Origin of the sequence: Mesorhizobium sp. ESP-6-4 (genome assembly GCF_020164735.1) — a bacterium.
Classification (GTDB): Bacteria; Pseudomonadota; Alphaproteobacteria; order Rhizobiales; family Rhizobiaceae; genus Mesorhizobium.
Genome location: NZ_JAIUGS010000008.1, coordinates 112947 through 127827 on the forward strand (window position 1 = coordinate 112947; position 14881 = coordinate 127827).

The window sequence follows — 14881 nt, forward strand, 5'->3', positions numbered from 1 at the left end:
CTGTCGGGCTTTTTCTTTTCATCGATTTACGGAACCAGATCCAAGGTTCAGATGTTGCGGCAGATCGGGGCGCTGGAGGGAGCCAGCCAATGTCAGATGAGAACCAGACGACATCGCTCGTCCAGAGGCTCGTTGAACAAACTGGCATTACCGAGGCTCAAGCGCACAAACTTGCTCTCCTGATCGGCCTGAATTGGAATTCGCTGATGCGGGAGGCGAAGCTCCTTGCGGCTGGGGCAAGGGCTAAAGTCTCCCAGATCGGGCCACTAGCCGAGGATTGACGGCTTAGGGAACGGAATTCCTATCCTCACCACCAGTCCGCCAGCCTGGGAGCAGCTCTCCTTGCAAGGGAAAGCGATTGAAGGCACACCGGCGCGGCGCTGCTGTTTGACGGCACGTCGCGGCTGGTTTCGCGCGTGCCCTCCGTCAAGCCCTGTCGAATGTTTTTCAAGGCCGCGGCACCGACTAGCTGGTCCGCTCATGCAGCCTGGCCCTGCAACTTGCGGGTAGCTAACGCGCTTCAATCCTCAGCGCAGTCAGCGTCTCCGGCGTGATTGTCCCGGTGACCTTGAGCGAGTAATCCGCCCGCATGCGCGATAGCCCGGCCCTCAATTCAGGATTCATCTCGCCGTCTATCTCGCCGCTGTAGTAGCCGAATGCGAGCAGGGCGAACTGGACCTCCTGGACGATCTCCTTGAACTTGTAGGCGTTGCCCGGAAACGTCTTGAGCGGCGCGGGCGTTGGTGCGATTGCGGGCGCCGCGCCGATCGCGATGCCGCCAGCGACAATCCACACGAAGGAAGAGGCGATGGCCACGGGCGTGGCGCTTGCGCCTGATGCCACCGCGACCAGGATACCGAAACCGACGGCGGCCGCGCCATCGTTGAGCAGGCTTTCGGATTCGACCAGAAGCCCGAGCCGCGGCTGCACCTTCATCTCCTTGAAGGCCGCCAGCACCGAAACCGGATCCGTCGCCGCGATCAGCACACCGAAGAGGCTTGCGCCAGCCCAGCTCCATCCGAGCAGCCAATGCATCCCGTCCCTTGCGGAAGGGTTGGATCACGACCTCTCGGCCCCGCTGGTAAAGCACAACGCAGGATCGAGCGGCTACCCGCTTCTTAGCCATGGCCTCGCGCAGCACATTGAATGCCTCGGCAGCCGCGCCGTCGGCCGGAATGACGTAATAGGGCTTTTCAAGATATCGTGTGTCGATATCGTTGATCGCAACGAAGCAGTCGACCTCCAGCCTATGGTGCGACGGCGCCGCAACCCTTGAGCCTGCCTTCAGGGATTTCTCCTTGCCATCCTGGGTTGAGCAGGACGGCCTCAGTTTCGGCGGCCCTTTCCAGCTATTACGGACGAACGCGGATGACCGTCTTTCCCGCGCGTCGCTCGGTCGAATTGAAAGCTGCGACGGCATCGACGAGAGATGCTACCTTGCCGATATTGGTCCGCAATCTTCCATCTCGTATCCGCTGGACTATTTCGGACAGCTGGGCGCGATCGGCCTCAACGACGAAGTCGATCGCCAGGCCGTCAGCGGGTCTAACATCCGTGGGTCCGACGACTGTCACAAGCGTTCCTCCGGCCCGGATCAAGGCTGCCGACCGCTTCTGGATGTCGCCGCCGATGACGTCGAAAACCAGATCGACGCCGCCGATGTCCTCCAGAGTGTCGTTCCCAAGGTCGACGAATTCATTTGCGCCGAAGTCGAGAGCTTTCTGGCGGTCGGCGGCTCGTCCGGTGCCGATGACATAGGCTCCGGCTTCTCGTGCGAGCTGCGCCACCATCGAACCGACGGCACCGGCCGCGCCATGCGCAAGCACGCTCTGGCCCACCTGAAGACGGCCGTGCTGGAACAGGCCCTGCCAGGCGGTCAAGCCCGAGATCGGCAGGCTCGCTCCCACCGTGAAGTCTACGTCGCCAGGCAGCGGGGCAAGGTTGCGCGCTTCCATGGCGACGTACTCGGCGAGCGAGCCATCGCGATGCCAGTCCGACAGGCCGAAAACCCGCTGACCGATTGACAGCCCCGTGGTGCCGTAGCCGAGCGCGGTGACCACACCCGCCAGTTCATGGCCGAGGATCGACGGTGCCCGATCACGAAAGGCTCGATCCGCCCAGGTCGAAGGCCACTCCAGTTCGGTGTTGACGAAGCCCGCCGCATAAACCTGAACGAGGACGTCGTTTATCGCTGCCCGTGGTTCGGGCCGCTCCACAAGCTTCATTCCGGCCATTACCGCAGTCTGGTCCGTTACAACGATTGCTTTCATGGGAATTGTCTCCTCAGATATATTTGTGGTTTGGCTGAATTGCAGGCGTAACGCGTTTTCGGTTCTCAGGCAGTCGACGTCTCGGCTCGGCGCCTTCCGGGCTTGATATCGACTGCCGTGCGACGGCGGCGGGCGCTTCAACAGTCAGGCGCCGTCACGTCATGCAGCTCATCTGTCGATGAGACGGCAACCGTCAGCCATCCGGCTGATGTATGTCGTGGCTTTATCGCAGAGCTTGATCAGCTGCGGGCGCCAGACATAGCGCCACTCCTCCAACTTCTCTGGTTCCACCCACACAGTCGAACCAGCCGGCATTCCCGACGCGCAGGATCCAATCGATCCAGGCCTCGAGCACCGAGCGAACGAGCCGTTCGAGCCTCGTGTTGGGCCGTAACCATCGACAGGAGAGCTCCTATCGTCGTCTCGGCTCAAGGCGCTCGCCGGTTGGCGGCCGTGGAAAGCTCGGTTCAGGCCTGCTCCTTCTTCGCTTTCGCAAAGCCGCGGTCGGTTGCGATGAACCGTTCAAGCATTGGAGCGATCAAGCGCGATGGATCGGCAGATGGCCGCCCGGTCTCGCGCCCGAGGATCTCTGCGTATTTCACCAGATCGCGATGCAGCGGCGCCGGGAGTTCCACCGTAATCTTGACTGGCTTGTCGTCGGCAATCGTTGCGAGTTTCAACTTGGCCATGTCAGCCTCCGTATGGTTCAAGGGCAAGGTCGCGGGTAACGAGGACGCGAACGGGAAACCCCGGCCGGATCGTGAGCGTCGGCGCGATAGCGAGTTGGCGCTGAACGACCTGTTGGCCCACCTGGCTAACGCTATCGGAAGCGCCGCTTCGGAGGGCGCGCACGATATCGCTATCTTGATCGGAAGAACCGGTCTGCGCGCCAACGCTCAGAATGGTCGACAACGCCGCGGCCTTAAACAACTCGCCCCAGTGATAGTCGACGGCATCCTCCAGGCCGGCATAGCCCTGAGCGTCCGCGCCAGGCTGCCGCTCCAGCACGATGGAGCGTCCGTTGGGAAAGATCAGCCTGTTCCAGACAAGCAGCACGCGGCGCTGCCCGGAACCAATCCCGCTATCGTACTGTCCAATAATACGAGTGCCTTGCGGGATGAGTAATGAGCGCCCGGTGGGACTGTCATAGACATTTTCGGTCACCTGAGCGCTGATCTGCCCGGGAAGGTCCGAGCGGATGCCGGTAATGAGCGCGGCCGGGATCACGGCACCGGCTTGAAGCACATAGGGTGACGCGGGCGGCGTGATGTGATCCGGGGCCACGGTCCGCCGGTCAGCGGCGGCGGACAGGAAGGAAAGCTGGCGATCCTGCGCACTTGGCTGACCGTACTGACCGGCAAAGTCGTTAACAGCAGGAGCGGACGCTTCGGCGGGCCTGGGATCTCCTTGCGCTGTCTGGAAGAAGACGCGCGAGGTTCTGGCCGCTTCCTCATCGGCTCGTCGGCGCTGCTCGGCTTCGTCAATCGCGGGGCTTGCGATTGAGGGCGGCACGACCGCCTGCCCCTTGTTCTTAGCATCGAGGATCGGCCTGCCGAGATCGCCAGGCAGCGGCGGCCCAAGGATCGGGCCGGCATAGTCGCGCGGCAGTGTTGCCAGTCCGTCGGCGGGCGGCCGATTGGAGGTAGGGTAGAGCTCCTCGCCCTGCTTGAACCTGTTGGCGTCCTGCAGAGCATAAACAAGCGCGCCGCCTAGACCGAGCGAGGCGACGAAGCCGATGCCTGCGAGCATTTTGCGCGACAGACGCGTCACACGCGGCGGGTCGGCGCGAAGCCGCATGGGTTCGACGGCCATATTCTTCTCGTTCACGGCTGCAGCGCTCCTCTGTGCACTGCGTTCGGCAGCGTCGATGCTGCGCTGTCGCTTGGGCCCCGCCACAACCCATCGGTTCTCCTGTCGACGCGCACGATCCTGACGGTCTGCTGCCGCTTGCCGGCGCCAAGACGCAGTTCGGCCGCGCCAAAAAGGCGGTCGACGATGAGGATGTTCTGATCGACGCGGCTGTTGGTGATTTCAGCCTCGCCGTCCGGACCGATGACGAAAATCGGCGGCATCTCGCCTTGCACGATGCCGCGGGGAAACTCGACATAGACCCTGCGGCCATCATCGTAGGCGCTCACCGGCTTCCAGGGAGGGCTGTCGCCGGTGATGCCGTAGCGATAATTTCGCGCCGTAAGCTGCGGTATGATCGGCGTTGTGGCGATCGTCTGCAGGAGGCCCGCCTTCAGAGCCGGATAGGACCACGCAACGGCGGGCATGTAGGGCTTGGCGCCTGAGCGTAGCTCAAGCATGTAGCTGCGCCGGTCCGTCGCGATGATGAGGTTCGTCGTGATGTCCGCCCGCGAGGGTTTCACCAGGACGTGGACGCGTCGGGCAATGCCGGACCCGCTTTCGGTGTCGCCTATGATCCAGCGCGCGGTGTCACCGGCCGCGATCGGACCGTCTCCGGTCAGGCTCTCGCCAGGCTCTAGCGCGATGTCCGTTATCTGGCCAGGTGAGGCATAGACCTGATAGAGCGCTCCCTCGCTCCATGGGTAGATCTGAATCGCGTTGTAGTAGCCCTCACGGCGCGGTTCGACGCGCGCCGCGGCATTTGCGTTCTCGACACGGGCGGCCGGTGTTTGCCCGATGGCGCCGCCCCGCGCGGGCGCCCAGCCTGGTGGCACGCGAAGAGGTTTCGGCCTTTGGTCGGTCGAGGCGGCCCGAGCCGGCGGCAAGGGCGGAACGTAGGTATCGTAGCTGATCGTCGGCGGCTTCTTCGCAGGCGTGGCGCAACCCGCAAGCAGCGCTGTTGCCGAGACCAGCGCCGACAGCAGATATCTCGAGAAAGTCGTGCCGGCAACAAGACGCGAGGTCGGGCTCATTGGCTCATCTCCCGGGACCAGTTGATGGCGTTGACGTAGATGCCAAGCGGGTTGGCGCGAAGCCGTTCGGCGTCGCTTGGCATCTGCGTCACGATCGTCAGGATCGCGGTCCAGCGCTCGGTGCCAGAAAGCTGACCGTTTTCGTAGTGATGCTCGATCCAGGCGACACGGAAGGAGCCCGGCGAGGCTCTGATGACTGACGAAATGTCCACCGCGACCTGCTGCTTGCCGACCTTGGAGAAAGGATCCGCAGCGCGCGCATAGTCGTTGAGCGCCGCAGCACCCTGGTCGGTGGTCCAATCATAGGCGCGCAGCCAGTCCTGGCGCAGGATGATCGGGTCAGCGGGGATGGACCGTACCTGCTCGACAAAGCGGGCAAGATGCCACGCGATCTGCGGATCGGTCGGCTTGTAGTCGGCGGTTGCGGGCTCGATCGCTTGAGCCCGGCCCAGCTTGTCGACCTGCACGACCCAGGGCACGACGGTGCCGCGGCCCGACTGCCAGACCAGTGAAGTGGCGAGTCCCGCCGACAGGATCAGGGACCCGAACGCCATGGCGCGCCAGTTGCGTGCCTGCACGCGTGCGGAGCCGATGCGTTCATCCCAGATCTGCTGCGCCTTCTGATAGGGTGTTTCCGGTCGAGGACTCTTGCCGTAGTGGACGGCGGGGCGCCTAAAGATGTTCATTTCGTCATTTGCCTTCAGAAAGAGAAATCGAGGCTCCGCCGCCATGGCTGTCACCGGCGCGCACCGCGTGGGCGGCGGTCTGGGCGCCGTGGGCGAGGCGTTGGGAGCGATGCAGACGTCTGGCCCATTCGGGCTGCCCTTGAGCGCTGGATGGCTTGCCCGCGCTGGATGCGTCCGCCGCCGTTGGCGCAGCGGCGCCGCCAAGCGTTCCCATGGTCGACGAACCGCCGGTGATTTCAGTGGCCGAACCGGCGCCAGAGGCAAAGTTTGACTTGAGCAATTGACCGGTGCTTGCGGCGGCGCGCTTGAGCGGAGAGGCTGCCGCCGAAGCGCCAGCGCGCGCAATGCCGCCCAAGCCGGAGGCGACGCCTGCCACGCCCGACTGGCCGGCGGCGCCGAGCGTATAGGCGGCCGAACCGCCCCCAGCGAGTGACGCCCCGCCACGCGCGGTTGACGCCGCTCCCGCGAATGCGGCTGTCGCGCCTCGCGCCGCGAGACTGGCTGCTCCGTAGCCTGCAACTGCGGTGCCGCCCGCGGCAAGGCCAGTCCCGACGGCCGCACCGGCGCCGAGCTGCGGCCCACCCGCGACGAGGCCGTTCGCGATGCCGGACCGAAGATTCCGAGGCCAAGCAGCGACAGCGCCGCCAGCACGATGGCCATCGCTTGATCGATGGTGGGGTTCTCGCCGCCGAAGCCTTGAGTGAATTCGCCAAAGAGCGTGGATCCGATGCCGATGACGACGGCAAGCACCAGAACCTTGATGCCGGACGAGATGACGTTGCCGAGAACGCGTTCGGCCATGAAGGCCGTCTTGCCGAAGAGGCCGAAGGGGATCAGCACGAAGCCTGCCAGCGTCGCCAGCTTGAACTCGATCAGCGTCACAAAGAGCTGCACCGCCAGGATGAAGAAGGCGAGTAGGACGAGCGCCCAGGCAAAGAGCAGGCAAGCGATCTGGATGAAGTTTTCAAAGAAGGAGATGTAGCCCATCAAGCCGGAGATCGCCTCAAGCAATGGTCGTCCGGCGTCGAGACCGGTTTGCGCCACCTTGCCGGGGTGCAGCAGGTCCTGTGCCGAAAAGCCGGTTCCACTCGCCTTGAGTCCAAGACCGGAGAAACTCTCGAAAACGATCCGGGCGAGACCGTTCCAGTTGGAAATCAGATAGGCGAAGACACCGACGAAGAGCGTCTTCTTGACGAGCCGCGCAAGGATGTCGTCATCGGCGCCCCAGCTCCAGAAAAGCGCGGCAAGCGTCACGTCGATGACAATCAGCGTGGTGGCAACGAAGGCGACCTCGCCGCCGAGCAGGCCGAAGCCGCTGTCGATATAGCGGGTGAAGGTGGCCAGGAATTGGTCGATAACGCCGGTATTGCCCATTTTAGCGGGCCTCGTGCAGGGCAGGATCTGGCGAGCGCGAAGCGGCGGGCTCGCTTGTCGAACGCCCCGACGGCTTTTCGAGACCGAGAAATCGGTCACGCTGTTCGGCCCACAGCCGCGCGCATCCATCGTCACGCAAAGCAGCCTCGCCGAGGACCTGGCAGCGGCGCAGGCCATCGCGAAGCGGATTAGGCCCAGAAGCCACCGGTGTGTGCAGCCCCTCCCCCGCCGGCTTGTCTTCCTTCCGGCTCATCTCGAGCGCCGTCGCCGCCATGGCGACGGCGACGAAGACGACCGCCACGACGCGAGCGAAGGTTTTGCCGTCCATGGCGATCGACCTCAGCGGTTGAACATCTGGACGGAGCCTGCCTGGTAGCCGGATCCAGCCGCCAGGAAGCGTCGGCGTTGCTCGCGACCCTGATCGACCGCCGCGGCACGTTCGGCTTCGGTCAGCGCCTGGGCGCGACCATTGGCGGCGACCAAGGCTGTCAGGTCCGCAAGCTGCTGCCCCTGAAGCGCAAGCAACTGGTTGCCAGCTTGCGTCGCCTGCAGCGCACCGGTCGCCGATTGGCTGGCGCCGACCAACGCCGACATCTGCGCGCGGCCGGTGTCGATGTTTGAGACGACACCCGCCTGGACGCGCATTGCGTCCTGGAGGCCGCCCACTGTGTTTTGCCAGCGCGAGCGCGCATCCGCGACGAGTTGCTGGTCGGAAGCAGAAAGCGAGGCGCTGCTGTATTGCTGCTGAAATGCCTTGTCGATCTGCTGGACGTCGAAGGCGATGTTCTGTGCTTCACCGAGAAGCTGTTGCGTGCGCTGCACCGACTGTTGCAGTTGCTGCAGCGAGGACAAAGGCAGGCTCGCCAGGTTGCGCGCCTGGTTGATCAGCATCTGGGCCTGGTTCTGAAGTGAGGTGATCTGGTTCGTGATCTGCTGCAGCGAGCGCGCGGCCGTCAGGACATTCTGCGAATAGTTCGATGGATCAAACACGATGAAGGCATGCGCTGGCGCAGTCACCATCGGCGAGATCGCGACCGGCGTGGCGAGCGTCGCCGCGACCAGAAGAAGGACACGGCGGCGGCTTTGATGAACAGTCATGGTCTGGGATCCTTTTCAGGTTCGGGAACGGTGAGGTCGGGAATGAGGTCGGCGGCCCAGCCGACGTCGCGGGCACGCAGCCAGGCCGACAGGAAGCCGTCGCGGCCATGCTCGGCAATGATGCTGCCGATCAGGGCCTGATCGCTCTTGGAGGACGCGGCGCAAAGCGCAATCCCGACCTCGGACAGGCCGAGCTCGAAGAGACGGTTGCCGCGACGGGATTGGCAGTAATAATCACGCTTGGGTGTGGCTCTGGCCAGGATCTCGATCTGGCGGTCGTTCAGGCCGAAGCGGCGATATATGGCGGTAATTTGCGGCTCGATCGCGCGTTCATTGGGCAACAGCAGCCGGGTTGGACAGCTTTCGACGATCGCCGGCGCGATAGCCGAATTGTCGATGTCGGATAGCGACTGGGTGGCGAAGACGACGCTGGCATTCTTCTTGCGGAGCGTCTTCAGCCATTCGCGCAACTGCCCGGCGAACGCGTCATCGTCGAGGGCAAGCCAGCCTTCGTCGATGATGAGCAGGGTCGGACGACCGTCGAGGCGGTCGCCGATGCGATGAAACAGATAGGACAGGACGGCCGGCGCGGCCTGCGTGCCCACCAGACCTTCGATTTCGAACGCCTGCACGGATGCCTGGCCGAGGTGTTCGGCCTCTGCGTCGAGCAGCCGGCCGTTCGGGCCACCGACACAATAGGGACGAAGCGCCTGTTTCAGGTCGTTGGCCTGCAGAAGCACGCTGAGCCCGGTGATGGTACGCTCCTCGACCGGCGCCGAGGCGAGCGAGGTCAGCGCCGCCCAGATATGCTCCTTCGCCTCCGGCGTGATCTGGATGCCCTCGCGCGTCAGGATCGCGACGATCCAGTCAGCCGCCCAGGCGCGCTCGTAGGTTTCGTGAATGCGGGCGAGCGGCTGCAGCGAAACGGACGCGTCCAGGCCTTCGGTGAGATGACCGCCGAGATCGTGCCAGTCGCCACCCATGGCGAGCGTCGCCGCGCGGATCGAGCCGCCGAAATCGAAAGCGAAGATCTGAGCATTGCGGTAGCGGCAGAATTGCAGCGCCATCGCCGCCAGCAGCACCGATTTGCCGGCGCCGGTCGGGCCTACGACCAGCGTGTGACCGACATCGCCGACATGAAGAACCAACCGGAACGGGGTCGAGCCTTCGGTCTTGCCGTAAAGCAAGGGAGGACCGACCAGATGCTCGTCCCGTTCCGGCCCCGCCCACACGGCAGAGAGGGGGATCATGTGGGCGAGATTGAGCGTCGAGATGGGCGGCTGGCGGACATTGGCATAGGCATGCCCGGGCAACGAGCCGAGCCAGGCATCAACGGCGTTGACGGTCTCGACAATGGCCGTGAAGTCGCGGCCCTGGATGACCTTCTCGACGAGCCGCAGTTTCTCGTCGGCCACGCGCGGGTCGCTATCCCATATGGCGACGGTCGCGGTGACATAGGCTATGCCCGCCATGTCGGCGCCGAGCTCCTGCAATGCGGTGTCGGCATCAGCCGCCTTGTTGGCGGCGTCGGTGTCGAGGAGTGCCGATGCCTCGTTGGTCATCACCTCCTTCAGGATCGAGGCGATGCTCTTGCGCTTGGCGAACCATTGCCGCCGTATCCGGGTCAGAAGGCGGACAGCCTCGACCTTATCGAGCAGGATCGCGCGGGTCGACCAGCGGTACGGGAAGGCCAGGCTGTTGAGGTCGTCAAGCAGGCCAGGTGTGGTGGCGGTCGGGAAGCCGAGGATGGTAAGCACGCGGAGATGCTTGTCGCCAAGCCGCGGTTCGAGCCCGCCGGCGAGCGGCTCGTCGGCCAGCAGCGCATCGAGATAGATCGGGATCTCGGGGACGCGCACCGAATGACGCTTGGTCGAGATGGTCGAATGCAGGTAGGTGAGCGTTTGGCCGTCGTCGAGCCAGTGGCATTCAGGCATGAAGCCGTCGAGCAGAGAGAGCACACGCTCAGTCCGGTCGACAAAGGCGCGGACGATCTCGCCAGGATCCGCGCGCGACTGGTCGCGACCCTCATAAAGCCAGCCCTCGGCGCGCGTGGCGTCTTCGGGCGGCGGCAGGAGCAGGAATGTGAGAAAGTAGCTCGATACGAAATGAACCCCCTCCTCGTCAAAGTCGGCTTTGCGCTCGGCATCGAGCAGGCCGGAGGCCGCATTGGGAAACTGGGTTTCCGGGTACGACGCCGCTTCGTGGCGCTGCGCTTCGACGAAGATGCTCCAGCCCGAGCCGAGACGACGAAGGGCATTGTTGATGCGCGCTGCCACCGCGACAAGTTCCGCCGCTACGGCGGAGTCGAGATCGGGTCCGCGAAATCTCGCGGTGCGCTGAAAGCTGCCGTCCTTGTTAAGCACGACCCCGGGGGCAACGAGTGCCGCCCAAGGCAGAAAGTCGGCAAGGCGAGCAGCAGTCCGGCGGTATTCGGCAAGCCTCATCATGGCAGTGCCCTCAAACCGACAGATGTCCGGGCAGCCGCAGGTGCCGGCGGCCGACTTCGAAAAAAAGCGGATCGCGCCTGGCAGCCCATACCGCCGTAAAATGTCCGATTGCCCAAATGAGAAGACCGACCAGCCAGAGCCGCAGCCCAAGACCGACAGCGCCCGCCAGCGTGCCATTCAGGATCGCGATTGCACGCGGCGCGCCCCCGAGCAGGATCTGCTCGGTGAGCGCCCGGTGCACCGGCACCGTCCACCCCGGCACAGCGCCGAGCTGTTCGAAAGCGGTCGTCATCAGATCAACGCTCCGCCGCCGAAAGAGAAGAACGAAAGGAAAAAGCTCGACGCCGCGAAGGCGATCGAAAGGCCGAAAACGATCTGGATCAGCCGCCTGAAGCCACCCGAACTGTCGCCGAAGGCCAGCGTCAGACCGGTGACGATGATGATGATGACGGCGATGATCTTGGATACCGGTCCTTCGACCGACTGCAGGATCTTCTCGAGCGGCTGTTCCCACGGCATCGAGGAGCCCGACGCAAGGGCGACCGGCGCGAGCATGAGATTGAAGGCAATGGCGGCGCTGGCCGCGGCCAGGCTGGCTTGGCAGCGCGAAAGCAGGCGGATCATGAAATGTCTCCTGTGTTGATCGGTGTGGCTTCAGCGATGCGATAGTCGCCATCGGGGCCCAGACCCTCGACCCTGACCAGTTCGACAAGCCGTCGCGCGGCGCCGCGTCCGGAGAGCACGGCGACAAGGCCGATCGTGTCGGCGATCAGCGCACGCGGGACAGTGACGACGGCCTCCTGGATCAGCTGCTCAAGTCGGCGCAGAGCGCCAATACCGGAGCCCGCATGAAGGGTGCCGATGCCACCGGGATGCCCGGTGCCCCACGCCTTCAAGAGGTCCAGCGCCTCGGCGCCGCGCACCTCGCCGATCGGAATGCGATCGGGCCGCAGGCGCAGCGAGGAACGAACCAGGTCGGAAAGCGTGGCAACGCCATCCTTGGTGCGCATCGCGACGAGGTTGGGGGCCGCGCATTGCAGTTCGCGGGTGTCTTCGATGATGACGACCCGGTCCGTCCCTTTCGCCACTTCGGCAAGCAGCGCGTTGGTCAGGGTCGTCTTGCCGGTCGACGTGCCGCCGGCAACGAGGATGTTTGCGCGGCCAGCAACCGCGCCGCGCAAAACAGCGGCGTGACAAGACGTCATGATGCCCGCCGCGACATAGTCATCGAGCGTGAAGACGGCGACCGCGGGCTTGCGGATGGCGAAGGCCGGCGCGGCGACCACAGGCGGCAGCAGGCCTTCGAAACGCTCACCGGTTTGCGGCAACTCGGCCGAGACGCGCGGGGAACGGGAATGGACCTCGGCACCGACATGATGGGCGACAAGCCGCACGATCCGCTCGCCAGCGGCAGGCGCCAGCATTTCGCCCGTATCGGCCAAACCTTCCGAAAGCCGATCGACCCAGATCCGGCCATCCGGGTTCAGCATGACCTCAATGATCGCGGGGTCGTCCAGGAAACGGGCGATGGCGGGCCCGAGCGCGGTGCGCAGCATACGCGAGCTGCGCGCGCGTCCTTCGGTATCGTTGTGCAAGATAGCCATGCTGTCCCCGTTTGGTGCGGGAACTCATCGAGCAGTTCCCGGTCGGGATAAGCAAAAGAGGCCTGAAGCAGCCCGATTCAACAGCTTTCGACCGCCGTCGTAGCGCAGCGAGTAAAAACCGGCGAACGGCGGCGCCGAGCTCAGGAAGCTTTAAGGCCAGCGTATCGCGGCGTTCCAACATCGGCAGAATGTGAACGCGCGCAATGGTACGTACATGTTTATTGACATATGACTCCCGCCGGGTTTATGAAATGGCCTGGCAGTGGCGGCGATCGCCCTTTCCACGGCGCGGAGGATTGTCATGCGGTTCGGTCCCGAGGGCTCGGTGTCGCGGCGCCAATCAGGCGTTTCAAAACATGCTCGAAACGCCCCGACGCTCGTTTCGCCGCGCCCCTTCGCGGCAAGGGGCGGCGAAGCCTCATGAGCATGCTCGACATCTGGCTTGGGATCCTGCAAGGGCTGCGCATAACGGCAGCGGTCACCGCCTATGGCTTGGTCTTCGCGGTGCCCTTCGCGCTTGTTTTCGGCGTCGCGCAGTTTCTGACCACTGGCTTGACGCGCTTTCTGGTCACGGCAGTCATCGAATTCTGGCGCAGTTCGGCGGTCGTCGTCCTGCTCTTCGTCTTCTACTACGTTCTGCCGGTCATGGGGGTCACCCTATCGGCGATGACCGTCAGTGCATTGGTGCTCGGCCTCAATAGCGGCGGCTATGCCAGCCAAGCGGTGCGCGCCGGGCTCCAATCTCTTCCTGCCGGCCAACGCGAGGCTGGAATGGCGCTCGGCCTCTCTCGCCCCGCGATCCTGCTTCTGATCGAGCTGCCCCAGGCGTTGGTCGCCATGAGTCCCACATTCGTCAACAACCTTATTCAGCTGGTGAAGGCGACTTCCCTTGTCTCTTTGGTCACTCTGACGGACATGACCTTCCGCGCCAAAGAAGTCTCGCAGACCGAATACGACCCGGTCGCGATCTATTCGGCGTTGCTGCTGGCCTTCTTCGTCGTCTGCTATCCAATCGCGCTCGCCGGCCGCTGGCTCGAGGCGCGGGTCAATCCCGAAAGAGGAGCGCCTCGTGGGATTTAACCTCGATTTCGCGCTCTCGACCATCCCGATCATAATCGGTGCGATCGGGACTACCCTGCTCGCCACGGTCTTGAGTTGCCTCGGTGCGTCGGCGCTTGGCTTCACTTTCGAAATGATGCGCCGCGGGGGCGGTGCGCCCGGCCTCGCCATGCGCTTCCTGATCGACTTCATCCGCTCGACGCCGGTCTTGGCCTGGCTCTATTTCCTGTATTTCGTCCTGCCCTTCTACGGGATCCGGCTTGGCGCCATGACGGTGGGCATATTGGGGCTAAGCCTGTACTACAGCGGTTATCTGGCGGAGGTGTTCAAGGCGGGCATCGACGCTATTCCGAGGGGCCAGCAGGAAGCAGCGAGAGCCTTGTCGCTCACCCGCCGCGACACCGTCATCTTCGTCATCGCACCGCAAATGCTGCGCAACATCGCCGCGCCCCTGGGCAACTACCTGGTTTCCATTCTTAAGGCGACGCCTTATCTCGCGATCCTGGCCGTGCCCGAAATGCTCGGGCGCGCCTTCGATATCGCTTCCGAGACCTATCGCTACGCGGAGCCGCTGACCGTCGCCGGCGTTCTGTTTCTCGCCCTGGCGCTGATCGTTTCTTATGGGGTGAAGCGCATGGAGAAGCTCCTGCTTGCGAGCGGGCGCCGCTGATGCTCGACCGACGCGCGCCTGCGACCTCGACGCTTCAATCCTCCCCGCTCGTGCGGATCGACGGTCTGAACAAGTGGTTCGGTGCCCTGCACGTTTTGAAAGACATCGATCTGAGCTTACGGCCGGGTGCGCGCGTCGTCGTGTGCGGACCCTCCGGGTCCGGCAAGTCGACATTGATACGCTGCATCAACGGTCTTGAACGTTTCCAAAAGGGGACGATAGAGTTTGAAGGCAGAAGTCTGGGAAAAAGCGATCGCGATGCCGCGATGGCGCGCCGCCTGACAGGCATGGTGTTCCAAAGCTTCAATCTCTTCCCTCACCTCACCGTGCTTGCCAACTGCACGCTGGCGCTGCGCCGGGTCTTCTTGAAGTCGGCGCATGAGGCCGAAGAGATCGCCATGCGGCATCTGACGGCGGTGCACATCCCCGAAAAGGCGCGCGCCTATCCGGCCCAGCTGTCGGGCGGCCAACAACAGCGGGCGGCGATCGCGCGCGCTCTGTGCCTAGATCCCCGTATCATGCTGTTCGATGAACCCACCTCCGCGCTCGACCCGGAAATGATCAAGGAAGTGCTCGACGTCATGATCGCGCTCGCGAAAACCGGCGTGACGATGATCTGCGTGACGCACGAAATGGGATTTGCCCGCGAAGTCGCGGATGAGATCGTTTTCATGGACCAAGGCAGCATCGTCGAGCACGCGTCTTCCAGTGATTTCTTCTCTGGAGCCGCTCACCCGCGCGCCAGGCTGTTCCTGGACACCATCCTGAGCCATTGAGAGCCGACACCTGGT

At 63.9% G+C, this 14881-nt stretch carries 16 protein-coding genes and 2 pseudogenes; 4 read left to right on the forward strand and 14 right to left on the reverse strand.

Features of this window, described 5'->3' with window-relative positions; genetic code table 11:
• Positions 1-89 precede the first annotated feature (89 nt).
• Positions 90-281 carry a hypothetical protein gene (locus tag LB523_RS17095; protein ID WP_224604891.1) on the forward strand — a complete coding sequence of 64 codons (192 nt, stop codon included), beginning with the start codon at positions 90-92 and terminating at the stop codon, positions 279-281.
• Positions 282-510: 229 nt separating this feature from the next.
• On the opposite strand, the gene LB523_RS17100 is transcribed toward LB523_RS17095, so the two are convergent.
• From LB523_RS17100 to trbB, 14 genes and pseudogenes are all read right to left on the reverse strand, one after another.
• Positions 511-1035 (reverse strand): cation:proton antiporter, encoded by a 525-nt coding sequence (locus tag LB523_RS17100; protein ID WP_224604893.1) that lies wholly within the window; start codon positions 1033-1035, stop codon positions 511-513.
• A gap of 25 nt (positions 1036-1060) precedes the next feature.
• Positions 1061-1420, reverse strand: a pseudogene (locus LB523_RS17105) (Ku protein); the annotation flags it as partial.
• Complete coding sequence (locus LB523_RS17110; protein ID WP_224604896.1) at positions 1353-2270, reverse strand: NADP-dependent oxidoreductase; 918 nt, start codon at positions 2268-2270, stop codon at positions 1353-1355. The pseudogene LB523_RS17105 and the gene LB523_RS17110, both read right to left, overlap by 68 nt.
• A gap of 467 nt (positions 2271-2737) precedes the next feature.
• Complete coding sequence (locus LB523_RS17115) at positions 2738-2959, reverse strand: DUF2274 domain-containing protein (RefSeq protein ID WP_041002529.1); 222 nt, start codon at positions 2957-2959, stop codon at positions 2738-2740.
• 1 nt (position 2960) lies between these two features.
• Positions 2961-4082: a TrbI/VirB10 family protein gene (locus LB523_RS17120; RefSeq protein WP_224547973.1), complete on the reverse strand. Its 1122-nt coding sequence runs from the start codon at positions 4080-4082 to the stop codon at positions 2961-2963.
• An 11-nt stretch (positions 4083-4093) separates the two neighbouring features.
• Complete coding sequence (gene trbG, locus LB523_RS17125; RefSeq protein ID WP_224604899.1) at positions 4094-5152, reverse strand: P-type conjugative transfer protein TrbG; 1059 nt, start codon at positions 5150-5152, stop codon at positions 4094-4096.
• On the reverse strand, positions 5149-5883 hold the full coding sequence (trbF, locus tag LB523_RS17130; protein ID WP_318011967.1) for a conjugal transfer protein TrbF: 735 nt from the start codon (positions 5881-5883) through the stop codon (positions 5149-5151). Before trbF ends, trbG begins: the two co-directional genes overlap by 4 nt.
• Positions 5843-7212: pseudogene (gene trbL / locus LB523_RS17135) on the reverse strand (P-type conjugative transfer protein TrbL). Before trbL ends, trbF begins: the two are co-directional and overlap by 41 nt.
• 1 nt (position 7213) lies before the next feature.
• Positions 7214-7540, reverse strand: a complete 327-nt coding sequence (trbK-alt, locus tag LB523_RS17140; protein WP_224604902.1) for a putative entry exclusion protein TrbK-alt — start codon at positions 7538-7540, stop codon at positions 7214-7216.
• Positions 7541-7551: 11 nt separating this feature from the next.
• Positions 7552-8310, reverse strand: coding sequence for a P-type conjugative transfer protein TrbJ (trbJ, locus tag LB523_RS17145; RefSeq protein WP_224604905.1), 759 nt, complete (start codon positions 8308-8310; stop codon positions 7552-7554).
• Positions 8307-10757: a conjugal transfer protein TrbE gene (gene trbE, locus LB523_RS17150; protein ID WP_224604908.1), complete on the reverse strand. Its 2451-nt coding sequence runs from the start codon at positions 10755-10757 to the stop codon at positions 8307-8309. The genes trbJ and trbE overlap by 4 nt, the downstream gene beginning before the upstream one ends.
• 10 nt (positions 10758-10767) lie before the next feature.
• A complete protein-coding gene (locus tag LB523_RS17155; protein ID WP_224547826.1) occupies positions 10768-11049 on the reverse strand; it encodes a VirB3 family type IV secretion system protein in 282 nt (93 codons plus the stop codon).
• A complete protein-coding gene (locus LB523_RS17160; protein WP_224547828.1) occupies positions 11049-11381 on the reverse strand; it encodes a TrbC/VirB2 family protein in 333 nt (110 codons plus the stop codon). Before LB523_RS17160 ends, LB523_RS17155 begins: the two co-directional genes overlap by 1 nt.
• Positions 11378-12361, reverse strand: a complete 984-nt coding sequence (gene trbB / locus LB523_RS17165) for a P-type conjugative transfer ATPase TrbB (RefSeq protein ID WP_224604911.1) — start codon at positions 12359-12361, stop codon at positions 11378-11380. The genes LB523_RS17160 and trbB overlap by 4 nt, the downstream gene beginning before the upstream one ends.
• 420 nt (positions 12362-12781) lie before the next feature.
• Here trbB and LB523_RS17170 point away from each other — a divergent pair, with 420 nt between their 5' ends.
• From LB523_RS17170 to LB523_RS17180, 3 genes are read left to right on the forward strand one after another with little or no spacing between them, the layout of a single operon-like run.
• Positions 12782-13441 carry an amino acid ABC transporter permease gene (locus LB523_RS17170; protein WP_224604914.1) on the forward strand — a complete coding sequence of 220 codons (660 nt, stop codon included), beginning with the start codon at positions 12782-12784 and terminating at the stop codon, positions 13439-13441.
• The gene (ehuD, locus tag LB523_RS17175) at positions 13431-14090 is read left to right on the forward strand and encodes an ectoine/hydroxyectoine ABC transporter permease subunit EhuD (RefSeq protein ID WP_224604930.1); all 660 of its coding nucleotides are present in this window, start codon (positions 13431-13433) and stop codon (positions 14088-14090) included. The genes LB523_RS17170 and ehuD overlap by 11 nt, the downstream gene beginning before the upstream one ends.
• Positions 14090-14866, forward strand: coding sequence for an amino acid ABC transporter ATP-binding protein (locus LB523_RS17180; RefSeq protein WP_224604931.1), 777 nt, complete (start codon positions 14090-14092; stop codon positions 14864-14866). Before ehuD ends, LB523_RS17180 begins: the two co-directional genes overlap by 1 nt.
• Positions 14867-14881 lie beyond the last annotated feature (15 nt).

Coding starts and splice junctions, on each gene's coding strand:
- LB523_RS17095 (WP_224604891.1), top strand. CDS start 90: ATGTCAGATGAGAACCAGACGACATCGCTCGTCCAGAGGCTCGTTGAA.
- LB523_RS17120 (WP_224547973.1), bottom strand. CDS start 4,082: ATGGCCGTCGAACCCATGCGGCTTCGCGCCGACCCGCCGCGTGTGACG.
- trbB (WP_224604911.1), bottom strand. CDS start 12,361: ATGGCTATCTTGCACAACGATACCGAAGGACGCGCGCGCAGCTCGCGT.
- trbF (WP_318011967.1), bottom strand. CDS start 5,883: ATGGCGGCGGAGCCTCGATTTCTCTTTCTGAAGGCAAATGACGAAATG.
- trbK-alt (WP_224604902.1), bottom strand. CDS start 7,540: ATGGACGGCAAAACCTTCGCTCGCGTCGTGGCGGTCGTCTTCGTCGCC.
- LB523_RS17115 (WP_041002529.1), bottom strand. CDS start 2,959: ATGGCCAAGTTGAAACTCGCAACGATTGCCGACGACAAGCCAGTCAAG.
- LB523_RS17180 (WP_224604931.1), top strand. CDS start 14,090: ATGCTCGACCGACGCGCGCCTGCGACCTCGACGCTTCAATCCTCCCCG.
- trbG (WP_224604899.1), bottom strand. CDS start 5,152: ATGAGCCCGACCTCGCGTCTTGTTGCCGGCACGACTTTCTCGAGATAT.
- LB523_RS17155 (WP_224547826.1), bottom strand. CDS start 11,049: ATGACGACCGCTTTCGAACAGCTCGGCGCTGTGCCGGGGTGGACGGTG.
- LB523_RS17100 (WP_224604893.1), bottom strand. CDS start 1,035: ATGCATTGGCTGCTCGGATGGAGCTGGGCTGGCGCAAGCCTCTTCGGT.
- trbE (WP_224604908.1), bottom strand. CDS start 10,757: ATGATGAGGCTTGCCGAATACCGCCGGACTGCTGCTCGCCTTGCCGAC.
- LB523_RS17110 (WP_224604896.1), bottom strand. CDS start 2,270: ATGAAAGCAATCGTTGTAACGGACCAGACTGCGGTAATGGCCGGAATG.
- trbJ (WP_224604905.1), bottom strand. CDS start 8,310: ATGACTGTTCATCAAAGCCGCCGCCGTGTCCTTCTTCTGGTCGCGGCG.
- LB523_RS17170 (WP_224604914.1), top strand. CDS start 12,782: ATGAGCATGCTCGACATCTGGCTTGGGATCCTGCAAGGGCTGCGCATA.
- LB523_RS17160 (WP_224547828.1), bottom strand. CDS start 11,381: ATGATCCGCCTGCTTTCGCGCTGCCAAGCCAGCCTGGCCGCGGCCAGC.